The organism is Janthinobacterium sp. MP5059B (assembly GCF_001758645.1).
Classification (GTDB): Bacteria; Pseudomonadota; Gammaproteobacteria; order Burkholderiales; family Burkholderiaceae_D; genus Janthinobacterium; species Janthinobacterium lividum.
Genome location: NZ_LRHX01000011.1, coordinates 44,273 through 61,851 on the forward strand (window position 1 = coordinate 44,273; position 17,579 = coordinate 61,851).

11 protein-coding genes are annotated in these 17,579 nt (G+C 64.9%); 3 read left to right on the forward strand and 8 right to left on the reverse strand.

Annotated features, from left to right (window positions below; translation table 11 throughout):
* The first annotated feature begins 20 nt into the window (after nt 1–20).
* Both sixA and JAB1_RS30550 read left to right on the forward strand, forming a co-directional pair.
* Entirely contained in the window at nt 21–479 is a 459-nt protein-coding gene (sixA, locus tag JAB1_RS14840) for a phosphohistidine phosphatase SixA (protein ID WP_070254143.1), read from the forward strand.
* 172 nt (nt 480–651) lie between these two features.
* Nucleotides 652–777, forward strand: coding sequence for a hypothetical protein (locus JAB1_RS30550; protein ID WP_254926692.1), 126 nt, complete (start codon nt 652–654; stop codon nt 775–777).
* A gap of 83 nt (nt 778–860) precedes the next feature.
* Here JAB1_RS30550 and JAB1_RS14845 read toward each other — a convergent pair whose 3' ends face one another.
* From JAB1_RS14845 to JAB1_RS14880, 8 genes are all read right to left on the reverse strand, one after another.
* A complete protein-coding gene (locus tag JAB1_RS14845) occupies nt 861–1,976 on the reverse strand; it encodes a polyamine ABC transporter substrate-binding protein (RefSeq protein ID WP_070280449.1) in 1,116 nt (371 codons plus the stop codon).
* 160 nt (nt 1,977–2,136) lie between these two features.
* Complete coding sequence (gene clpB / locus JAB1_RS14850) at nt 2,137–4,743, reverse strand: ATP-dependent chaperone ClpB (RefSeq protein WP_070280450.1); 2,607 nt, start codon at nt 4,741–4,743, stop codon at nt 2,137–2,139.
* A 121-nt stretch (nt 4,744–4,864) separates the two neighbouring features.
* Complete coding sequence (gene moaE / locus JAB1_RS14855; RefSeq protein WP_034778112.1) at nt 4,865–5,338, reverse strand: molybdopterin synthase catalytic subunit MoaE; 474 nt, start codon at nt 5,336–5,338, stop codon at nt 4,865–4,867.
* Nucleotides 5,335–7,914, reverse strand: a complete 2,580-nt coding sequence (locus tag JAB1_RS14860) for a DUF349 domain-containing protein (protein WP_070280489.1) — start codon at nt 7,912–7,914, stop codon at nt 5,335–5,337. Before JAB1_RS14860 ends, moaE begins: the two co-directional genes overlap by 4 nt.
* Before the next feature lie 193 nt (nt 7,915–8,107).
* Nucleotides 8,108–8,764 carry a hypothetical protein gene (locus JAB1_RS14865; protein ID WP_139144566.1) on the reverse strand — a complete coding sequence of 219 codons (657 nt, stop codon included), beginning with the start codon at nt 8,762–8,764 and terminating at the stop codon, nt 8,108–8,110.
* A gap of 116 nt (nt 8,765–8,880) precedes the next feature.
* A complete protein-coding gene (locus JAB1_RS14870) occupies nt 8,881–11,547 on the reverse strand; it encodes a bifunctional acetate--CoA ligase family protein/GNAT family N-acetyltransferase (RefSeq protein WP_070280452.1) in 2,667 nt (888 codons plus the stop codon).
* A 111-nt stretch (nt 11,548–11,658) separates the two neighbouring features.
* Complete coding sequence (locus JAB1_RS14875; RefSeq protein ID WP_070280453.1) at nt 11,659–12,651, reverse strand: DUF2804 domain-containing protein; 993 nt, start codon at nt 12,649–12,651, stop codon at nt 11,659–11,661.
* Nucleotides 12,648–13,925 carry a crosslink repair DNA glycosylase YcaQ family protein gene (locus tag JAB1_RS14880; protein ID WP_254672105.1) on the reverse strand — a complete coding sequence of 426 codons (1,278 nt, stop codon included), beginning with the start codon at nt 13,923–13,925 and terminating at the stop codon, nt 12,648–12,650. Before JAB1_RS14880 ends, JAB1_RS14875 begins: the two co-directional genes overlap by 4 nt.
* A gap of 407 nt (nt 13,926–14,332) precedes the next feature.
* Here JAB1_RS14880 and JAB1_RS14885 point away from each other — a divergent pair, with 407 nt between their 5' ends.
* On the forward strand, nt 14,333–17,548 hold the full coding sequence (locus JAB1_RS14885; protein ID WP_083299755.1) for a di-heme oxidoredictase family protein: 3,216 nt from the start codon (nt 14,333–14,335) through the stop codon (nt 17,546–17,548).
* The last annotated feature ends 31 nt before the right edge of the window (nt 17,549–17,579 follow it).

The following is a 17,579-nucleotide window of genomic DNA, read 5'->3' on the forward strand; positions in this document are numbered from 1 at the left end:
TCAACACAGAGGAGCACAACATGGATCTCATCTTGTGGCGACACGCAGAAGCCGAACCGGGCGTTCCCGATCTCGAACGCGCCCTGACCGTCAAAGGGCAGAAACAGGCGCGCCGCATGGGCGAATGGCTCGCTTCGCAATTGCCGGAAAACTGCCGCATCCTCGTCAGCCCCGCCCTGCGCACCCTGCAAACGGCCGAAGCGCTGGGCCGCAAGTTCAAGCTGATGCCGGAACTGGCGCCCGGCGCCGAGGCGGAAGATATCCTCAAGGCAGCCAACTGGCCCGGCGGCAAGGAAACCGTGCTCATCGTCGGCCACCAGCCCACCCTGGGCCAGGCGGCCGCCCTGCTGCTGACGGGAGAAGAGCAGGAATGGGAACTGCGCAAGGCCAGCGCATGGTGGTTTTCCCAGCGCGAACCGGGCGATCCGATCAGCGTCTATTTGAAAGCCGTGATGGCGCATGACCTGGTAGTGAAATGAAGGAAATGCGCAAAAAGTGCGCTGGGACAAATACTGGCAGGAATTACAACTCGGCAGCCTTGTAAAGCGCTGCCGATCTGCTAGAGTTTAATTGCATCAACTACGTGTTGGAGCACTGCTCTGGCACATTGAGCAACCCAGCGGACAGCCGTCCAACGGCGGCTGAAAGACCATGTTAACCTTCCTCGTTTTTCTCTTCATCGCCATCTTCGCCGCCATCATCGGCTTCGTCGCCTTTGAACTGATCGAAGAAATGCGCGGCAGTCACCACAAGCTGATGGACCGCTACCACGAGTAGTGCTCACCTCGGCAATATCGCATGGCGCCAGCGACGGCCTACAGGCCCGTCCCTCGCGCCATCCTTGTTTTTACACTCCCGTTTTACACTCCTGTCTTGAACTTCGTGTAGATACGCGTCATCAAGCGGCGGATATCAGCCGTGGTCGCTTCCGGTGCGGCCATGCGCTGCTTGTCGGCGTCCGACAGGAAGATGGCCTTGTTTTCGCCGATGTCCTTGCGTACATACTTGATGCTGGCCGGATTCGGATTCGCGTAAAACACCTTGTTGCTCAGGCTGGCATGCACTTGCGGGCGCAAAATGTAGTTGATGAACAGGTGGGCATTGGTCGGATGGGGCGCGTCGGCCGGGATGGCCATGGTGTCGAACATCAGGGCGGCCGTCTTCGGCACCAGCACCTGGATCACATTGCCGTTTTTCGCATCGATGGCGCGCTGGCGCGCGATATTGATGTCGCCCGACCAGCCCAGCGCCACGCAGACGGAACCGTTGGCCATGTCATTGATGTAGCCGGACGAGCTGAACAGGGTAACGTAGGGACGGATGCCCTGCAGTACCTTGCCCGCTTCCTGGTAATCGGCGGCCGCTTTCGAATAGGCGGGCTTGCCCAGGTATTGCAGGGCGGCCGGCAGCACTTCCGACGGCGAGTCGAGGAAGGACACGCCGCAGGACTTCAGCTTCGCCGCGTATTTCGGGTCGAAGATCAGGTCCCAGGCATTGTCCGGCATGGGCATGCCGCCCAGCGCGGCCTTGACCTTGTTGACGTTGATGCCCACCGTCGTGTAGCCCCACAGCCAGTCGACCAGGTAATCGTTGTTCGGGTCGATCTTCGACAGCTTGGCCTGCAGGTTCGGGTCCAGGTTGCCCAGGTTCGTCAGCTTGCTCTTGTCTAGCTTGCGCAGCAAGCCCGCATCGATCTGCAGGCGCGCCCACTGGGCCGTCGGCACGACGATGTCGTAGCCGGACTTGCCCGCCACCAGTTTTGCATTGAGGATTTCGTTATTGTCGAAAACGTCGTAGCGTACCTTGATGCCCGTTTCCTTCTCAAAATTCTTGATCGTATCGTCGCCGATATAGTCCGACCAGTTATAGATGTTCAGGACTTTTTCTTCCTGGGCATGCGCAGGCAATGCCAGCACGGCTGCCGCCAAGGTCAATCCCACTCCAATGCGCCGCCCTGCTTGCCATGTGTTTGCCATCGTACCGCCTCCGGAATTAGTCAGAAAATAGTGCCGATGATAGCAAGAAGGGCGCGATCAGGTCTAGCCTGATCGCGCCCTTCTAAGATTCAACCCAAAAGCAAAGACCGGGGTCGGACCCTCAGGGTCCGACCACAGCCTTTCGCCGCTGGGGTCAACATTACACCTTGTCCAGCCCCACTTGCGCGCCCGTAAACACCAGGTTGCCGTTCTGGGCGTCGATGCGGATCTCGTCTTTCGGGCCAAACTTGCCTTCCAGGATCAGCTTCGACAGCGGATTTTCGATCTGCTGCTGGATCGCCCGCTTCAGCGGACGGGCGCCATATACCGGATCGTAGCCCGCTTCGGCGATTTGCTGCAAGGCCGCGTCCGTCAGACTCAGCTGCATGTCCATGCGCGCCAGACGCTCTTCGAGGATCTTCAGCTGGATCTTCGCGATCGCGCCGATGTTTTTCTCGTCGAGGCCGTGGAACACGACGATTTCGTCGATACGGTTGACGAACTCGGGACGGAAGTGCGAGCGTACCTCGGCCATCACGGCCAGCTTCACGACACCGGGATCATCGCTTTCCATGGCCTGGATCTTATGCGAACCCAGGTTCGAGGTCATGATGATGACGGTATTCTTGAAGTCCACCGTGCGGCCCTGGCCATCCGTCATGCGTCCATCGTCGAGCACTTGCAGCAGCACGTTGAAGACGTCGGCATGCGCCTTTTCCACTTCGTCGAGCAGGATCACGCTGTACGGCTTGCGGCGCACTGCTTCCGTCAGGTAGCCGCCCTCGTCGTAGCCCACGTAGCCGGGCGGCGCGCCGATCAAGCGGGCCACGGAATGCTTCTCCATGAACTCGCTCATGTCGATGCGGATCATCGATTCTTCCGTATCGAACAGGAAGGTGGCCAGCGCCTTGCTCAGCTCGGTCTTGCCCACGCCCGTCGGCCCCAGGAACATGAAGGAACCATACGGACGGTTCGGGTCGCTCAAGCCGGCGCGCGAGCGGCGGATGGCGTCAGCCACGGCCGTGATCGCTTCATCCTGGCCCACGACGCGCTCATGCAGCTTCTCTTCGATGTGCAGCAGCTTGTCGCGCTCGCCCTGCATCATGCGCGACACGGGGATACCCGTCGCGCGCGACACCACTTCGGCGATTTCCTCGGCGCCCACTTCCGTGCGCAGCAGCTTCGGCTGGTCGGGGTCGAGTTTCGGGATGCCGCTGTCAGCCTGCTTGAGCTGGGCTTCCAGCTGCGGCAGCTTGCCGTATTGCAGCTCCGACACTTTCTGCCAGTTGCTCTCGCGCGTGGCCTGCTCCATCTGCAGCTTGACTTGCTCGATCTCTTCCTTGATGTGCGTGCTGCCTTGTACCACGGCTTTTTCCGCCTTCAGGATTTCCTCGAAGTCATTGTATTCGCGCTGCAGCTTGACGATCTCTTCCTCGATCAGGCCCAGGCGGCGCAACGATGCTTCGTCCTTTTCCTTCTTGACGGCTTCGCGCTCGATCTTCAGCTGGATCAAACGGCGTTCCAGCTTGTCCATCACTTCCGGCTTCGAGTCGATCTCGATCTTGATCTTCGCCGCCGCTTCATCGATCAGGTCGATCGCCTTGTCGGGCAGGAAGCGGTCCGTGATGTAGCGGTGCGACAGCTCGGCGGCGGCGATGATGGCCGCGTCCGTGATTTCCACCTTGTGATGCAGCGCGTATTTGTCCTGCAAGCCGCGCAGGATGGCGATCGTCGCTTCCACGGTCGGCTCGTCGACGAGCACTTTCTGGAAGCGGCGTTCCAGCGCGGCATCCTTCTCGATGTACTTGCGGTACTCGTCGAGCGTGGTCGCGCCCACGCAGTGCAGCTCGCCGCGCGCCAGCGCCGGTTTCAGCATATTGCCGGCGTCCATCGCGCCCTCGGCCTTGCCCGCGCCCACCATGGTGTGCATCTCGTCGATGAAGACGATGGTTTGCCCTTCATCCATGGCCAGTTCCTTCAGCACGGATTTCAGGCGCTCCTCGAATTCGCCGCGGAATTTCGCACCGGCCAGCAAGGCAGCCATGTCCAGCGACAGTACGCGCTTGCCTTTCAGCGATTCCGGCACTTCGCCATTGACGATGCGCTGCGCCAGGCCTTCGACGATGGCCGTCTTGCCCACGCCCGGCTCACCGATCAGCACGGGATTGTTCTTGCTGCGGCGCTGCAGGATCTGGATGGTGCGGCGGATTTCATCGTCGCGGCCGATGACAGGGTCGAGCTTGCCCTTGCGCGCCCGCTCCGTCAGGTCCAGCGTGTATTTTTTCAGGGCTTCGCGCTGGCCTTCGGCCTCTTGCGAATCGACCTTGTTGCCGCCGCGCACGGAGTCGATGGCCGCTTCCAGGGCCTTGCGGGTCAGGCCGTTTTCGCGCGCCAGCTTGCCGCAGTCGGACTTGTCATCCGTCATGGCCAGCAAGACCATTTCGCTGGACACGAACTGGTCGCCCGCTTTTTGCGATTCCTTGTCAGCCAGATTCAGCAAGGCCACGAATTCGCGGCTGACCTGCACGTCGCCGCCCGTGCCCGATACCTTCGGCAAGCGTTCGATGGACGCGCCCAGGGCCTTGGACAGGCCGCCCACGTTGACGCCGGCCCGCTGCAAGAGCGAGCGGGCGCCGCCGTCGTCCTGATTCAACAGGGCCGTCAGCAGGTGGACTGGTTCGATATAGGGGTTGTCGTTGCCCACGGCCAAGCTTTGCGCATCGGCCAGGGCTTCCTGTAATTTGGTAGTGAGTTTGTCTTGTCGCATGAAAAGCGCTCCCGGTTAATTAGTTGTTAACCAAATTGGGGTGAGGCAGTACTTTTCAAGCATACACAAAGCAGAAAACCGCTGCATTTGGGCAAATGCTAGCGTGCGCGACAGATACGATTCAAATGGTGCTTGCTTTTACCGTCCACTTGTCCAGCGCCGTCTCATCGCTGTCGCGCGCATCGACCCAGCGCGCCCCTTCGGGCGTGTCTTCCTTCTTCCAGAACGGCGCTTCCGTCTTCAGGTAGTCGATGATGAACTCGCAGGCGGCAAAGGCCTCGCCCCGGTGGGCGGACGAGACCGCCACCAGCACGATCTGCTCCTGCGGCAGCAAGGGGCCCACGCGGTGGATCACCAGCGCACCGGACAAGGGCCAGCGGCCGCGCGCCTGCTCGACGATGGCCTCGATGGATTTCTCCGTCATGCCCGGATAATGCTCGAGCTCCATGGCGGCCACGTCCAGTCCCTCGTTCATGTCGCGCACCGTGCCGACAAAGCCGACGACGGCGCCCACCTTGGGGTTGCCTGCACGCAATTGTGCGATTTCTTGACTCAAGTCAAAATCGGCGTGCTGGACGCGGACACTGGTACTCATTTGGCATGCCCTCCGATGCGGCGCAGCAGGGTTTCGATGCGGCTGGCCGTGCGCGCATCGGTGGCGGCGGGAATCGCGCACAGCTGCATCAGCTGCGACACTTGCGTGAGCGGCTTCTGGCCCGATTTCAGCGACGATTGCAGCACTTCCACCTGCATCTTCAGGCGGTCGCGGGCAAATTCGGCGCCGCTGTCGACACCCGCGACGATTTCCAGGCGCAAGACTTCCTCGAGCAAGCGGGCCTCGTTGGCCTGCAATTGCTGCACGTAGGCGTCAGCGCCCTCGCCCAGCGCGGCCTGGGCGGCGGCAAAGCGCTGCTGCAGGCTGCGTTCGTATTGCGTGTCGAGCGGCGGCAAGGCGCTCCAGCGTTCGGCCCAGGCGGCAGCATCGGCGCCGGCATCGCCCTCGGCCAGAGTAGCTTCCAGCGCCTGCACCAGGCGCAGCTTGTCGCGCAAGGCGTTGGCCTGGGCCGCGCCTGCGCGCTCGGCGATGGCGTCCGCTTGCGCTTGCACGCCAGCCACGGCCGCGTGGTAGCGCTGCTCGATCTTCGCTTCGCTGGCGCGCGGCACGGGACCGGTAGCGTTCCAGGCGGCGCGCGTGTCGCGCAGCAAGTGGTTGATGAAGGCCGTGCGGGACTTGTCGTCGCCCTCCGGCACGACGGCCGTTTCCAGCGCTGCGCACAGCGCTTCGCGCGCATGCAGGTGTTCGCGGCGCTCGTGGTCGGCCGCGTGGGCCGTTTCCTTGCGCTTGGCGAAGATATCGTCGCAGGCGGCGCGGAAGCGCTGCCACAGCGCCTGTTCCGCGCGGCGTTCCAGCGGCAGGGCTTTTGCCAGTTCCTGCCATTTATCCTGCAAGGCCTTGAGCATGTCGACCGTGTTGCGCTCCGATGGCTTGAGCAAGCCCACTTCGACGATCAATTGTTCGCGGCGCGCCGTCTCGATCTGGCGCTGGGTGTCCAGCGGCTTCGACAGGGCGTCCAGCGCGGCGCCGAACTCCGTATCCAGGCGTTTCTTTTCCTTGCGGTCGATGGTGCCCAGGCGTGTCCACGCCTGGCGCAGCCGCTGCGAGGCGGAGGCGACGTGTTTCCAGTCGGTGCTCTCTTCGGCCGCCAAGGCCGCCGTTTCCGCGATCAGTTCCTGGGCTTTGGCCGCATTGCCGTGGCGCTCTTCGGCCAATTGCTTGAAATGCTGGGCCGCCGGCGCATACGCGAGGCTGCAGGCCGCGTCAAAACGTTCCCACAGGGATTTGGGCGCCGGGCCGGACAGGGTGTCGAGCGACTTCCAGCGCTCGCGCAGGCTGCCCACTTTCTTGGCCAGCTCGGCCATTGGGAGTTCTTGCGCCGGCAATTCCTCGCCCGCCTTGACCAGCTCCTCGCGCGAGACGTTGCCGCCCCAGCGCGCCCAGTCGGCCAGGCGCTTGAACTCACCGCGTACGTGGGCCAGGCGGTCCGCCTGCGCAGGCGTCAGCCGGCCGTGCTTGCTATCGCGCAAGGTCTTGTCATGCTCGGAAGCCACGTGCAACAAGCCATCCTGCAGGGCCGCTTCCATGGCGTCGAGTACTTTAAAGAATTGCTCCGTCGCTTCTTTCGACACGGGCGCGTGTTCCTGGCGCGGCTTGCGCGGCGCTGGCTCGGCATGGGCCGCTGCGGCCTCTGGCGTTGCCGCCTGCACGGGCGCCGGCGCGCTGGCCAGCACGGCCGCAAATTGCTGCTGCAAGCTGTCGGACAAGGGCGACTCGGGCAGGCGCGGCAGGGCTTGCCACGCGCGTTTCAAGGTGTCTGCATCGAGCGTGGCGGCGTCCTGCGCCTGCCATTCGACCAGTGCGGCCTGGCGCGCATCGAACACGGCCTGGTGCTGCTGCAGGGCTTGCAAGGCGGATTGCGCCTGCTCGCGCGCCTGGCTGAAATCGTTTTCCAGGTGTTTCGGCAAGGAAGCGCGCTCGGGCGATTGCGCATGCTGCGCATGTTCCGCATCCAGACGGGCCAGCGCCTGCGCCAGGTCGCCGGCGGACTGGCCATTGCTGGCCAGCGCGCGCGCGGCGGCGACGGCATCGATCACGGCGCGCTGCAGTCCCACTTGCGCTTCCAGGCGGGCGGCCAGGGCGGCGCGCGCGCCGGCGAAGGCGGTCGCCAGTTCCGGCGTGGCCTTGATGACTTGCCATTGGCGATCCAGCTCGGCGACCTGGTTCGGGCTCAGCTTGTCATCGTTCAACAGGCGCTGGGCCGTGTCGATGCTGGCCTGGGCGCGCTGCGTCTCGGCGGCCTGGTGGCGGATCAGGTCGATGCGACCCTGCATCAGCTTGGCCACGCGGCGGTCCGTGTTGCGCATGGCCTGGTGGACTTTTTCCAGCAGGGGCAAGGCATGGACGTGTTCGGCCGCGATCAATCGGGCATCGGCAAATTCGCTGGACAGGATGAATTCTAAGGCGGCGGCTTCGTCGCCGGCCACGGCATGGGCACGCGCAACCTGTTCGGCGCGGCGCGATGCGCTCTGCGCCGAGGCGGCGGCCTGTTCTGCCACGACAGGATCGGGGACGGCAGTCTTGCTGGCAGAACGCTTGAAGAGAAATTCGAACATGACGGGTTTCGCGTGGATCAAAACCACCATCATAACAAAGCCCGGGGTATTGCATCGGACAGGGCTGAACAAGTTATCAAATGAATAAAGCGATCTTTTCCCTGGATTTTCTCCTATGGCGGCGCGCCAGTCAGCATCACAAAAACGCCCCTCCGGCGGACGCCCCCCGGCGGGGTGTGCGCTCGCTACCCGTTCAAGCCTGCGCGCGCAGCGGCGGTGGCGGCACGGCCGGCGCGGACTGTGCGCCATCCGCTGCCGTTTCAGCGCTGTCGCCGGCTGCCGGCAAGGGGGCTGGCAAAGGCGCTGGCAAAACAAAGGGCAGCACTTGCGCCTTGCCACGGCGCGCCTCCTGCGCGCGCGCATCGTGGGCGAGGAACTGGTAGGCGATGGCAAACCACGCTTCGCCAACGATGACCTTGCGCGCCAGGGCGAACAGTTCGCGCTCTTCTTTTTCCAGGCGCTGCAGCAAGGCTGCGCAAAAGGCGTCGATGGCCGCGCACAGCTGCTCGGCCTGCAATTCGGAATGCTCGATGGCGGCGCCGGCGCGCTGCTGCACGATATTGATGCTTTCCAGCGCGGCGTGGTTCAAACCGTTGATTTCATTCAACAAACCATCGGCATGCGGCGCGGCCTGGCGGATGGCGGGGATCAGGTACATCTCCACCTTGCGCCAGTAGCCCCCCTGGTACAGCCGGTCCAGCCAGTCGCCCGCGTACTGCAGCTGCGCCAGGCTGAGCTGTCTCTGGTGGCGCAGCTGCACATGCATGCATTTCTGAAAAGCCAACAAACTCATGCGGATGCTGGCCTGTTCCACCGACAGGGAAACCAATATATATGTTGCCGTAAGCATGCACTCACTCCCGAAAACGCGCTGGATATGTCATCCTGGAAGTGAAAGTGTAAAGACTACCGACAGGGACGGGTTTGATCCTGCACAAACCCGCGGCTGGCCAGCCGCGCTTTCTTTTACGGCGCGCGCATGCCGATATGCAGATTGACGACGCCGGGCTCTTCCGACGGCGTGACTTCGCCGCCAAAGCTTTTCACCAGCCGCTGCATGCCCTTGTTGCGCGCCATCGCCTCGCCCACCAGCGCCTCCGTGCCGCGGCTGCGGAAGTAGTCGACGAGCTTTTCAAACAGGATGTGCCCCAGTCCCTTGCCTTTCAGGGCCGAGCGCACGGCGATGGCGAAATCGGCGTGGATATTGTCCGGGTCCGCCACGGCGCGCACCACGCCCAGGGTTTCCGGCTTGCCGTCCGGTCCCGTGTGCGTGGCGATGAAGGCCATGGCGCGGTCGTAATCGATCTGTGTCAGGCGCGCCAGCTGCGACACGGGCAATTCGCGCATGGACGTGAAAAAACGCAGGCGCACATCGTCCGGGTCCAGCGCGTGGAACAGGTCCATGTGCTGCGGCGCGTCCTCGGGGCGGATGGGGCGCAGCAGGATCGGCTGATCCATCCACGTCACCTGCTCTTCCAGCTCCTGCGGATACGGGCGGATGGCCAGGCGGTCGCGCTGCTGGCCCGGCTGCAGGCGGATGCGCGCGTCGAGGGCGATCACGCCATCCGCGTCGGCCACCAGCGGGTTGATGTCGAGCTCGGCCAGCTCGCCGATGTCGGCCACCAGTTCGGCCACCTGGATCAGGGTGTAGCAGATGGCGTCGATGTCGGCCGGCGGCTGGTTGCGGTAGCCGGCCAGCAGCTTCGACACGCGCGTGCGCGCCAGCATGTCGCGCGCCAGCACCATGTTCAGCGGCGGCAGGCCGATGGCGTGGTCGGCCGTCACCTCCACGGCGATGCCGCCCTGCCCCACCAGGATCACGGGGCCGAAGGCGGCGTCCGTGGTGACGCCGACGATCAATTCATGCGATTGCGGCCGGCGCGCCATCTGCTGCACCGTGAAGCCGTCGATCAGCGCGTCGGGGCGCATGCGGCGCACGCGCTTGAGCATGGCGGCGGCGGCCGTGCGCAGGATGTCGGGCGTATCGAGGTCGAGCGCCACGCCGCCCACGTCGGATTTGTGGGCGATGTCGGGCGAGTGGATTTTCAGCGCGACGGGGTAGCCGATGTCGGCCGCCACGGCCAGCGCCTCTTCCACGTCGGCCGCCATGCGCGTGGTGGCGACGGGAATGCCGTAGGCGGCCAGGATTTCCTTCGAGCGGCATTCGCCCAGCACCGTCTGGCCGGCCGCCAGCGCGGCGGCGACGATTTCGCGCACGCGCGCGCGGCGCGGCGTGGCCGACATGGGCAGCTGCGCCGGCACCTGCATCAGGGTTTCCTGGTTGCGCCGGTATTGCACGATCTGCATGAAGCCGTGTACGGCTTTTTCCGGCGTGTCGTAGGTGGGAATGCCGGCCCGGTTGAACACCTGGCGCGCGGGCGCCACGGTGGTGCCGCCCAGCAGGCACGACAGCACCGTGCGCGACGTGGCCTTGATCAGCGGCGTGACGGCTTCGGCGATGTCGATCGACGAGACCATGGCCGTGGGCGCGTGCAGCAGCAGCAAGGCGTCCGCCTGCGGCTCGTCGAGCAGCGGCTTGATGGCGTCGGCATAGCGCTGCACGGCCGCGTCGCCGGGCAAGCCCACCGGGTTGTCGTGCGACCAGCCCCGTGGCAGCGCCTTTTCCAGCGCGATGACGGTATCGGGCGACAGCTCGGCCAGCTTGCCGCCGCTGCTCACCAGCGCATCGGTGGCCATCACGCCCAGGCCGCCGCCATTGCACAGAATCGCCAGGCGCTCGCCGCGCTGGGAACGGATATGCGTGAGCGTTTCCACGGCATCGAAGAGCTCTTCGGCCGAATACACGCGCAGCATGCCGGCGCGGCGGATGGCCGCGTCGTACACGGCGTCGGAGCCGGCCAGCGCACCCGTATGCCAGGCCGCCATGGCAGCGCCTTCCGCCTCGCGCCCCGCTTTCAGGACGATGACGGGCTTGCTGCGCGCGGCCGCCCGCGCCGCCGACATGAATTTGCGCGCCGCCTGGATGTCTTCCATGTACAGCAGGATGGCGGCCGTGTCGATATCGCCGGCCAGATAGTCGAGCAGGTCGCCGAAATCGATATCGTAGCTGGCGCCCAGCGAAATGAACTTGGAAAAGCCCACGCCGTGCGCGTTGGCCCAGTCGAGCACGCCCGACACGAGCGCGCCCGACTGCGACACGAAGGCGATCTTGCCGCTGGTGGCGCCGACATGGGCGAAGCTGGCGTTCAAGCCCAGTTTCGGCACGAGCAGGCCCATGCTGTTGGGGCCCAGGATGCGCAGCAGGTGCGGCTTGGCCGCCTTCAACATGGCCAGGCGCAGCGACTGCTCGCGCACGGGGTCGAGGCCCGACGTCATGACGATGGCCGCGCGCGTGCCCAGCGCGCCCAGTTCGCGGATCAGTGCCGTGATGGTGGCGGGCGGCGTGCAGATGATGGCCAGGTCCGGCGCCTTGGGCAGGTGCGCCAGCCTGCGGTAGCATTTCAGGCCCATCAGCTCGTCGTACTTGGGATTGACGGGCCAGATATCTCCCTGGTAGCCGCCGCCCAGCAGGTTGTACAGGGCGATGGCGCCCAGTTTGCGTTCGCGCGCCGTGGCGCCGATCAGGGCCACCGAGGCCGGCTTGAACAGCTTGTCGAGATTACGGATACTCATGTTCTGGCCTCATGGATTGCCGGAATGGCTTACTTGGTAACGCCCCAGTGTATAGGATGCCTTGCCACAAAAACTTGACCTTGTCGCGCGTTTCGCAAAAAAACAGTGCGCCTACCAGCGCGAGCGGTGGCTTTCCGTTACCCCGGCCAGCTGCGCCACGATGCGCTTGGGAGACTCCGCGCTGGTGCGCACCCAGCCGCTGAAAGTGCCGATCGGCTGGATGTAGCGGCTGGCGGCGATCCACAGGTTTTTATCCTCGCGCCGCGCGCCTTCCGGCTTGAAGTGCAGGTCCAGCAGATCGTCGTCCGTCCATACATGCCACGGCGCCAGCGGATTGTCGGGATTGAAGTCGAAATGCGCGCGGCCCAGCGGATACAGCTGGCCATCGAGCCACAGCGCGTTTTCATGCGCGCCGAAATAACCAGCCTGCAGGTTGAAACCCAGGTCCAGGCTGTGCGCCGAGGCCCAGCGCCATTCCGTCTCGCGCGCCAGCAAGCCGTTCGAATAATCGAAGCTGGCCACGCCGTCGTCCAAGCTGTAGCCCATGGCGCCGCAACGCACCGTGCCCCACAAGGGCAAGCCGCCCGACTTTTGCGTGGCGTGCACGCTGCCGCCCTCGCCCACGGGTCCCACGGCCAGCAAGGTGGGGGCCACGGGCGGGCCGAATTCCGCATCGATGCCGAAATGGCCGCAATCGAGCCGCAATCGGTAGCGCTGCTGCGGCTGGGCTTCGATGCTGATTTTTTGCGAGAAAAACCGGAAACGGCTGCTGGCGCCCGCATGCGGCGCCACGGACGCGCACAGGCCGGGAATGCCATCCTGCGAAAAGCTTGCCACGATCTTGCCCTTGTGGCGGTCGAAGGCATACGCGAAGGCCGTGCTGGTCCAGCCCAGGTCGACGATGGCCACGCCGCAGAACAGGGTCGGCGTGGACAAGGCCACATAGTGCCAGCGCTTGTGGTGGAACAGGCGCCAGAGGGCGCCGCGCGCATGCGGCGGCGCCAGCGCCACCCAGTCGAAGGCATCCAGCTGTCCCGTGTAGCGGCCAAAACAAGGCACGCCATCCGCGTCGAGCAAGTGGGCAGGCGCCGGCGGCAGCATCATGCGGCCCGCCTTGCGGCAGCGCCGCCGTCGTGCAGGGCCTCGGCCAGCTGCACACCGAAAGCCGCCGGCCGCGCCTGGGCTATCTCGACCTGCGGGCAGGCATGCCAGAGCGCCAGCCGCTGCACGGCGCCAGCCACGTCCTGCACCAGGCGGGAACTGAGGCGCACGCCTTCTTCCAGCGCCAGCGACTTGATCTCGAAGCGCCCCTGCGCGCGGTGCGCCTTGGCGTCCAGGCGCCCCACCAGCGCGCCGCGCCGCAAGATCGGCAGGGTGAAGTAGCCATACCGGCGTTTTTCAGCGGGCGTGTAGCATTCGAGCCGGTAGTCAAAGCCGAACAATTCCAGCGCGCGGCGCCGGTCCCACACGACGGGGTCGAACGGCGAGAGTATCGTCGTCAGGGTGGACGCCAGCTTGCCGGCCGCCGCGTCGCGCAACAAGTCCCCATGCTCGGCATGCACGTACACGGCGTCAATCCAGCCCTCGACCGTGCAGCGCAGCAGCGCGCCCTCGTCCACCAGCGCCTGCAGATCGTGCGCCAGGCTGGCGCGCGATTGTTTGGTGCGGAAGTAGTCGCTGATCCAGCTGGCCCGCGCCAGGCCCAGCGCCTTCACGCTGGCCAGCAGCAGGCGCCGGCGCACCTGCTCTTCGGGCGGCAGCAAGCCGTCGTGCCAGCCCGGCAAAACGCGTTCGGCCAGGTCGTAATAGCGCTGGAAATTGTGGCGCTTGGCGATCATCAGCACGCCCGAGGTAAACAAGACCTCAAGCGAGCGCTTTTCCGGCTTCCAGCTCCACCAGCCGCCCGCCTGGCCATCCGTGCGCTCGAAATCGGCGGAGCGCGCGGCGCCGTTGGCGCGGATATGTTCGAGCACCGAGGCCACGGCCTCGCCCTGTTCGGCCATCCATTTGACGGAGTATTTCCAGCCCATGGCGGCCGGGTCCAGCATGCGGTGGCGGTACAGGCCATAGTCTTCGATGGGCACGAAGCAGGCTTCATGCGCCCAGTATTCGAACAGCGCGCCCTCGGCCAGCAATTGCTCCAGCCACGGCTGCGGATAGTCGCCCAGCCGGCTCCACAACACCAGATACGGGCTGCGCGCCACCACGTGGATGGTGTCGATCTGCAGCACGCCCATCTGCCGCACGGCGGCCAGCACATCGGCCTTGACGGCTTTCCTGCGGCGCGCCTGCAGCAAGCCCTGCGCGGCCAGGTGCAAGGCGCGCGCGGCGGGCAGCGAGAGCGGCGGGAGTATCGGTATGGCGGGCGGAATCGGCAAGGTCAGTTCTTCCTCAAAAAAGGGGGCGCGCAGTCGGCAGGCATTTCAGGAAGATACCGCATTCCCGTCGCGCGCCACGCATTTCTTGCTGAATTTTATTCATGCTATCGCCCATTATTATTCATCTTGCGCACCAGCATAGTGCAAAAAACCCGGGCGACATGAACAGTTGATGACAAGTCCACGAGACCGCTTGACATGCCTCATGCGCTTCTATAACTTAAGAAAATTATTGCCATACGGCAATTAAAACTGCTCCCCCCATCTTTGCCGCCATGTCCTTCCTTGCCGCCCCCTGGCCGCAAGGCGCTGCCGTGACGGTGGAGCATGCGCAGCACCATCGACGGGGATGCGGAGACGTCCAGTCTGACCAATCTTGCATAATCAATAAAAACAAGGAAGATAGCATGCACACATCCCTGCTTCGGCCCCGGCAGCACCCGGCCGGCTTTATCCACTTTTCCAGGCGGCGCTTGCCGCTGGCCCTAGCCCTGCTGCTGGCCGCGTGCGGCGGCGGTGGCGGCGACAACCCGGCCACGCCCGCCACGGCGCAGCGCCTGCTGGCGCAAACGTCGGCGGAAACGGCGCTGACGCCCGTCGCCGCCACGGCCAGCTCGGCGGAACGGGGCGACCTGTCGGCCAGCGCCGCCATCGACCGCAACGACAGCACGCGCTGGGGCAGCGGCTTTACCGACAACGAATATCTGACCCTCGATTTCGGCACCTCGCAGCGCATTACCCGCGTGCATATCGCCTGGGAAAACGCGCACGCCAGCGCCTACCTGCTGCAGGTATCGGACGACAATGTGCACTGGACCACCATCCAGAACGTCAGCGACAGCAAGGGGGGCATCGAGGACATCACGGGGTTCGACGCGCAAGGCCGCTACCTGCGCATGCAGGGCGTCAAACGCGCAGGCCAGTACGGCTATTCCATCTTTGAAATCCAGGCATTTTCGGGTACGCCCGTGCTGCCGCCGGTGACGCCGCCCGTCACCGAACCGCCCCCGGTCACCATCGATCCGGGCCAGCCCGGTGTGGATATCCGCCCCGTGGCCGCCACTTCCTCGCCCGTGGAAAACAACGGCATGTCCGCCGCCATGGCGATCGACGGCAAGACGGGCACACGCTGGGCCAGCAAGTTCGAGGACGGCGCCTGGATCCAGTTCGACTTCGGCGCGAAGACGCCCGTCGGCTACATGGAACTGCTGTGGGAAAACGCATACGGCAAGCAGTACGCGCTGCAGGTCTCCGACGATGGCCAGAAATGGTCGCAAGTGCGCTACGTGACGAATGGCCACGGCGGCACCGAGGAATTCTTCAACCTGGGCATCAATGCCCGCTACATCCGCCTGCAGGGCGTGGCGCGCGCCACGCAGTATGGTTACTCGCTGCTGGAAGTGAGCTTCAAGACGCCGGGCAGTGACAACAGCCTGCCGTCGACTGCGACGTCGGCCCTGAAGTTCCCCGCCAACGGCACCGGCTGGACACCGCTGCCGGCCGCCGCCCAGCCGCTGGAAAGCCTGCAATTCACCCTGGCCGACGGCACCCTGGTGACGCGCTTCGGCGCGCGCGGCCTGGCGCGCCATGGCCGCGAACGGGGCGAGGAATGGAATGAAATCGGCTACGGCCCGAATGAAACGGTCGATCCCGTCACGGGCCTGCCGCAAGACAAGGGGCCGGGCAATTACCTCACTTTCGTGCCGCAATACTTCAAGAACCGCACCTGGGGCGTGGAAATCATCGACAACAGCAAGGTACGCGGCGTTACCAAACCCACGCTGATCGTCAACCAGTACACCACCGTCGATTTTCTGTCCGGCGGCGTGGCTTTCTTCCGCGGCTTCGACCGTCCCGGCGTGACGGGTTACGGCTGGATGTCGCCCGGCGAACTGGTGGACCGCAATGTCCCCGTCTGCAAGCCGACGGCCTACCCGGCCAACGACAGGCTGACGAACGCCAACGGCATCAATGGCGCCTGCACACTGCTGATCAAGGAGTACCCGGGCCATGGCGGCCTCGATGCCGGCGGCATGCCGAATGGCACGGACGTCAAGGCGCGCGCGCTGACGGCGGGCGACATCATCGAAGTGTCGCCATCGATGTTTTCCACCACCGCCTCGATGGCGTCGAAAGGCGATGCCGGCGGCATTCGCTACTACTCGTACGAATGGACGTATGTGGTGGGCGCGGGACTGCGGCCCTGGTATGGCGTGCAGCCGCGCCTCAATTCCGTGCCACTGCCGGAGGAAACGCTCTCCGGCGGCCTCGGTTCCGTGTCGTATAACTACTCGGACAACGCCCTGTTCATGTTCCAGCAGCCGCACAACAATATCGGCATGCAGAACATGCAGCGCTTCGTCGAGGGCCGGCGCCTGGTGCATACCAACTTCACCACCGGCGAGCATAACGAAGGCGGCAACGACCGATACGCGCCCGCCGTCGGCCTGCAGGGACAGCGCTACGGACAGTCGGCCTGCATCGCCTGCCACGTCAACAATGGCCGCAGCCCCGCGCCGATGGCCCTGAACCAGCGCCTCGACACGATGGCCGTGCGCGTCGCCAGCATCAATGCGGCGGGGCAGCAGGTGCCGCACCCGCAATACGGCACCGCGATCCAGATGAACGCCGTCTCGCCTTCCGGCGTGCCGCAAAACTGGGGCAACGGCGTCAGCGTGGGCGGTTTCACGACGAGCAAGACCACCCTGGCCGACGGCACGCAGGTCGAACTGCGCAAACCGACGCTGGCCTTCGAAGGCCCCGTGCCGCAAGTCGTTTCGCTGCGCGCGGCGCCGCCCATGATCGGCGCGGGCTTGCTGGAAGCCGTGCCGGAAGCCGACATCCTGGCGCGCGCCCGCAGCACGCCGGATGCCGACGGCGTCAAGGGCCTGCCCAACTATGTATATGAACCAGAGACGGGCGCCGTGCGCCTGGGCCGCTTCGGCTGGAAGGCCTCGAAAGCCACCTTGCGCCACCAGGCCGCCGACGCGCTGCTGCTGGACATGGCCGTCACCTCGCCCGTGTACCGCAACCGCGCCTGCATGGCGGGGCCGGTAGCCTGCGCGGCGGGCGGCGCCCAGCCAGGCATCTCGGAAGCGGACCTGCAATCGATCACGCAATACCTGGCCCTGGTGGCCGTGCCGGCCCAGCGCAGCATCGCCAGCGGTTTCCCGAAAGGCGTGGCGCCGATCGAGGAGCTCAAGGTCGACCCGCAGCAGGTTTCCGCCGGCTCGAAGCTGTTCCAGGGCATGCGCTGCGCTGCCTGCCACACGGTGGAAATGAAGACGGGCGCGGGACATTTGTTTGCGGAACTGCGCAACCAGACCATCCGTCCGTACACCGACCTGCTGCTGCACGACATGGGTCCCGAGCTGGCCGATACCTTCACGGAAGGCCAGGCGCAAGGCAGCATGTGGCGCACGGCACCGCTGTGGGGCATCGGCTACACGGAAAAAGTCATGGGTAGTGGCGGCAAGGCGGGCTACCTGCATGACGGCCGCGCGCGCAGCCTGACGGAAGCGATCTTGTGGCACGGCGGCGAAGGGGCAAAAGCGCGCCAGCGTTTCGAGAACCTGTCGAAGACGGACCGCGACGCGCTGCTGGCTTTCCTCAAGTCGCTGTAAAGTCGGCCTAAACGCCTTGCCCTGGCGGGAC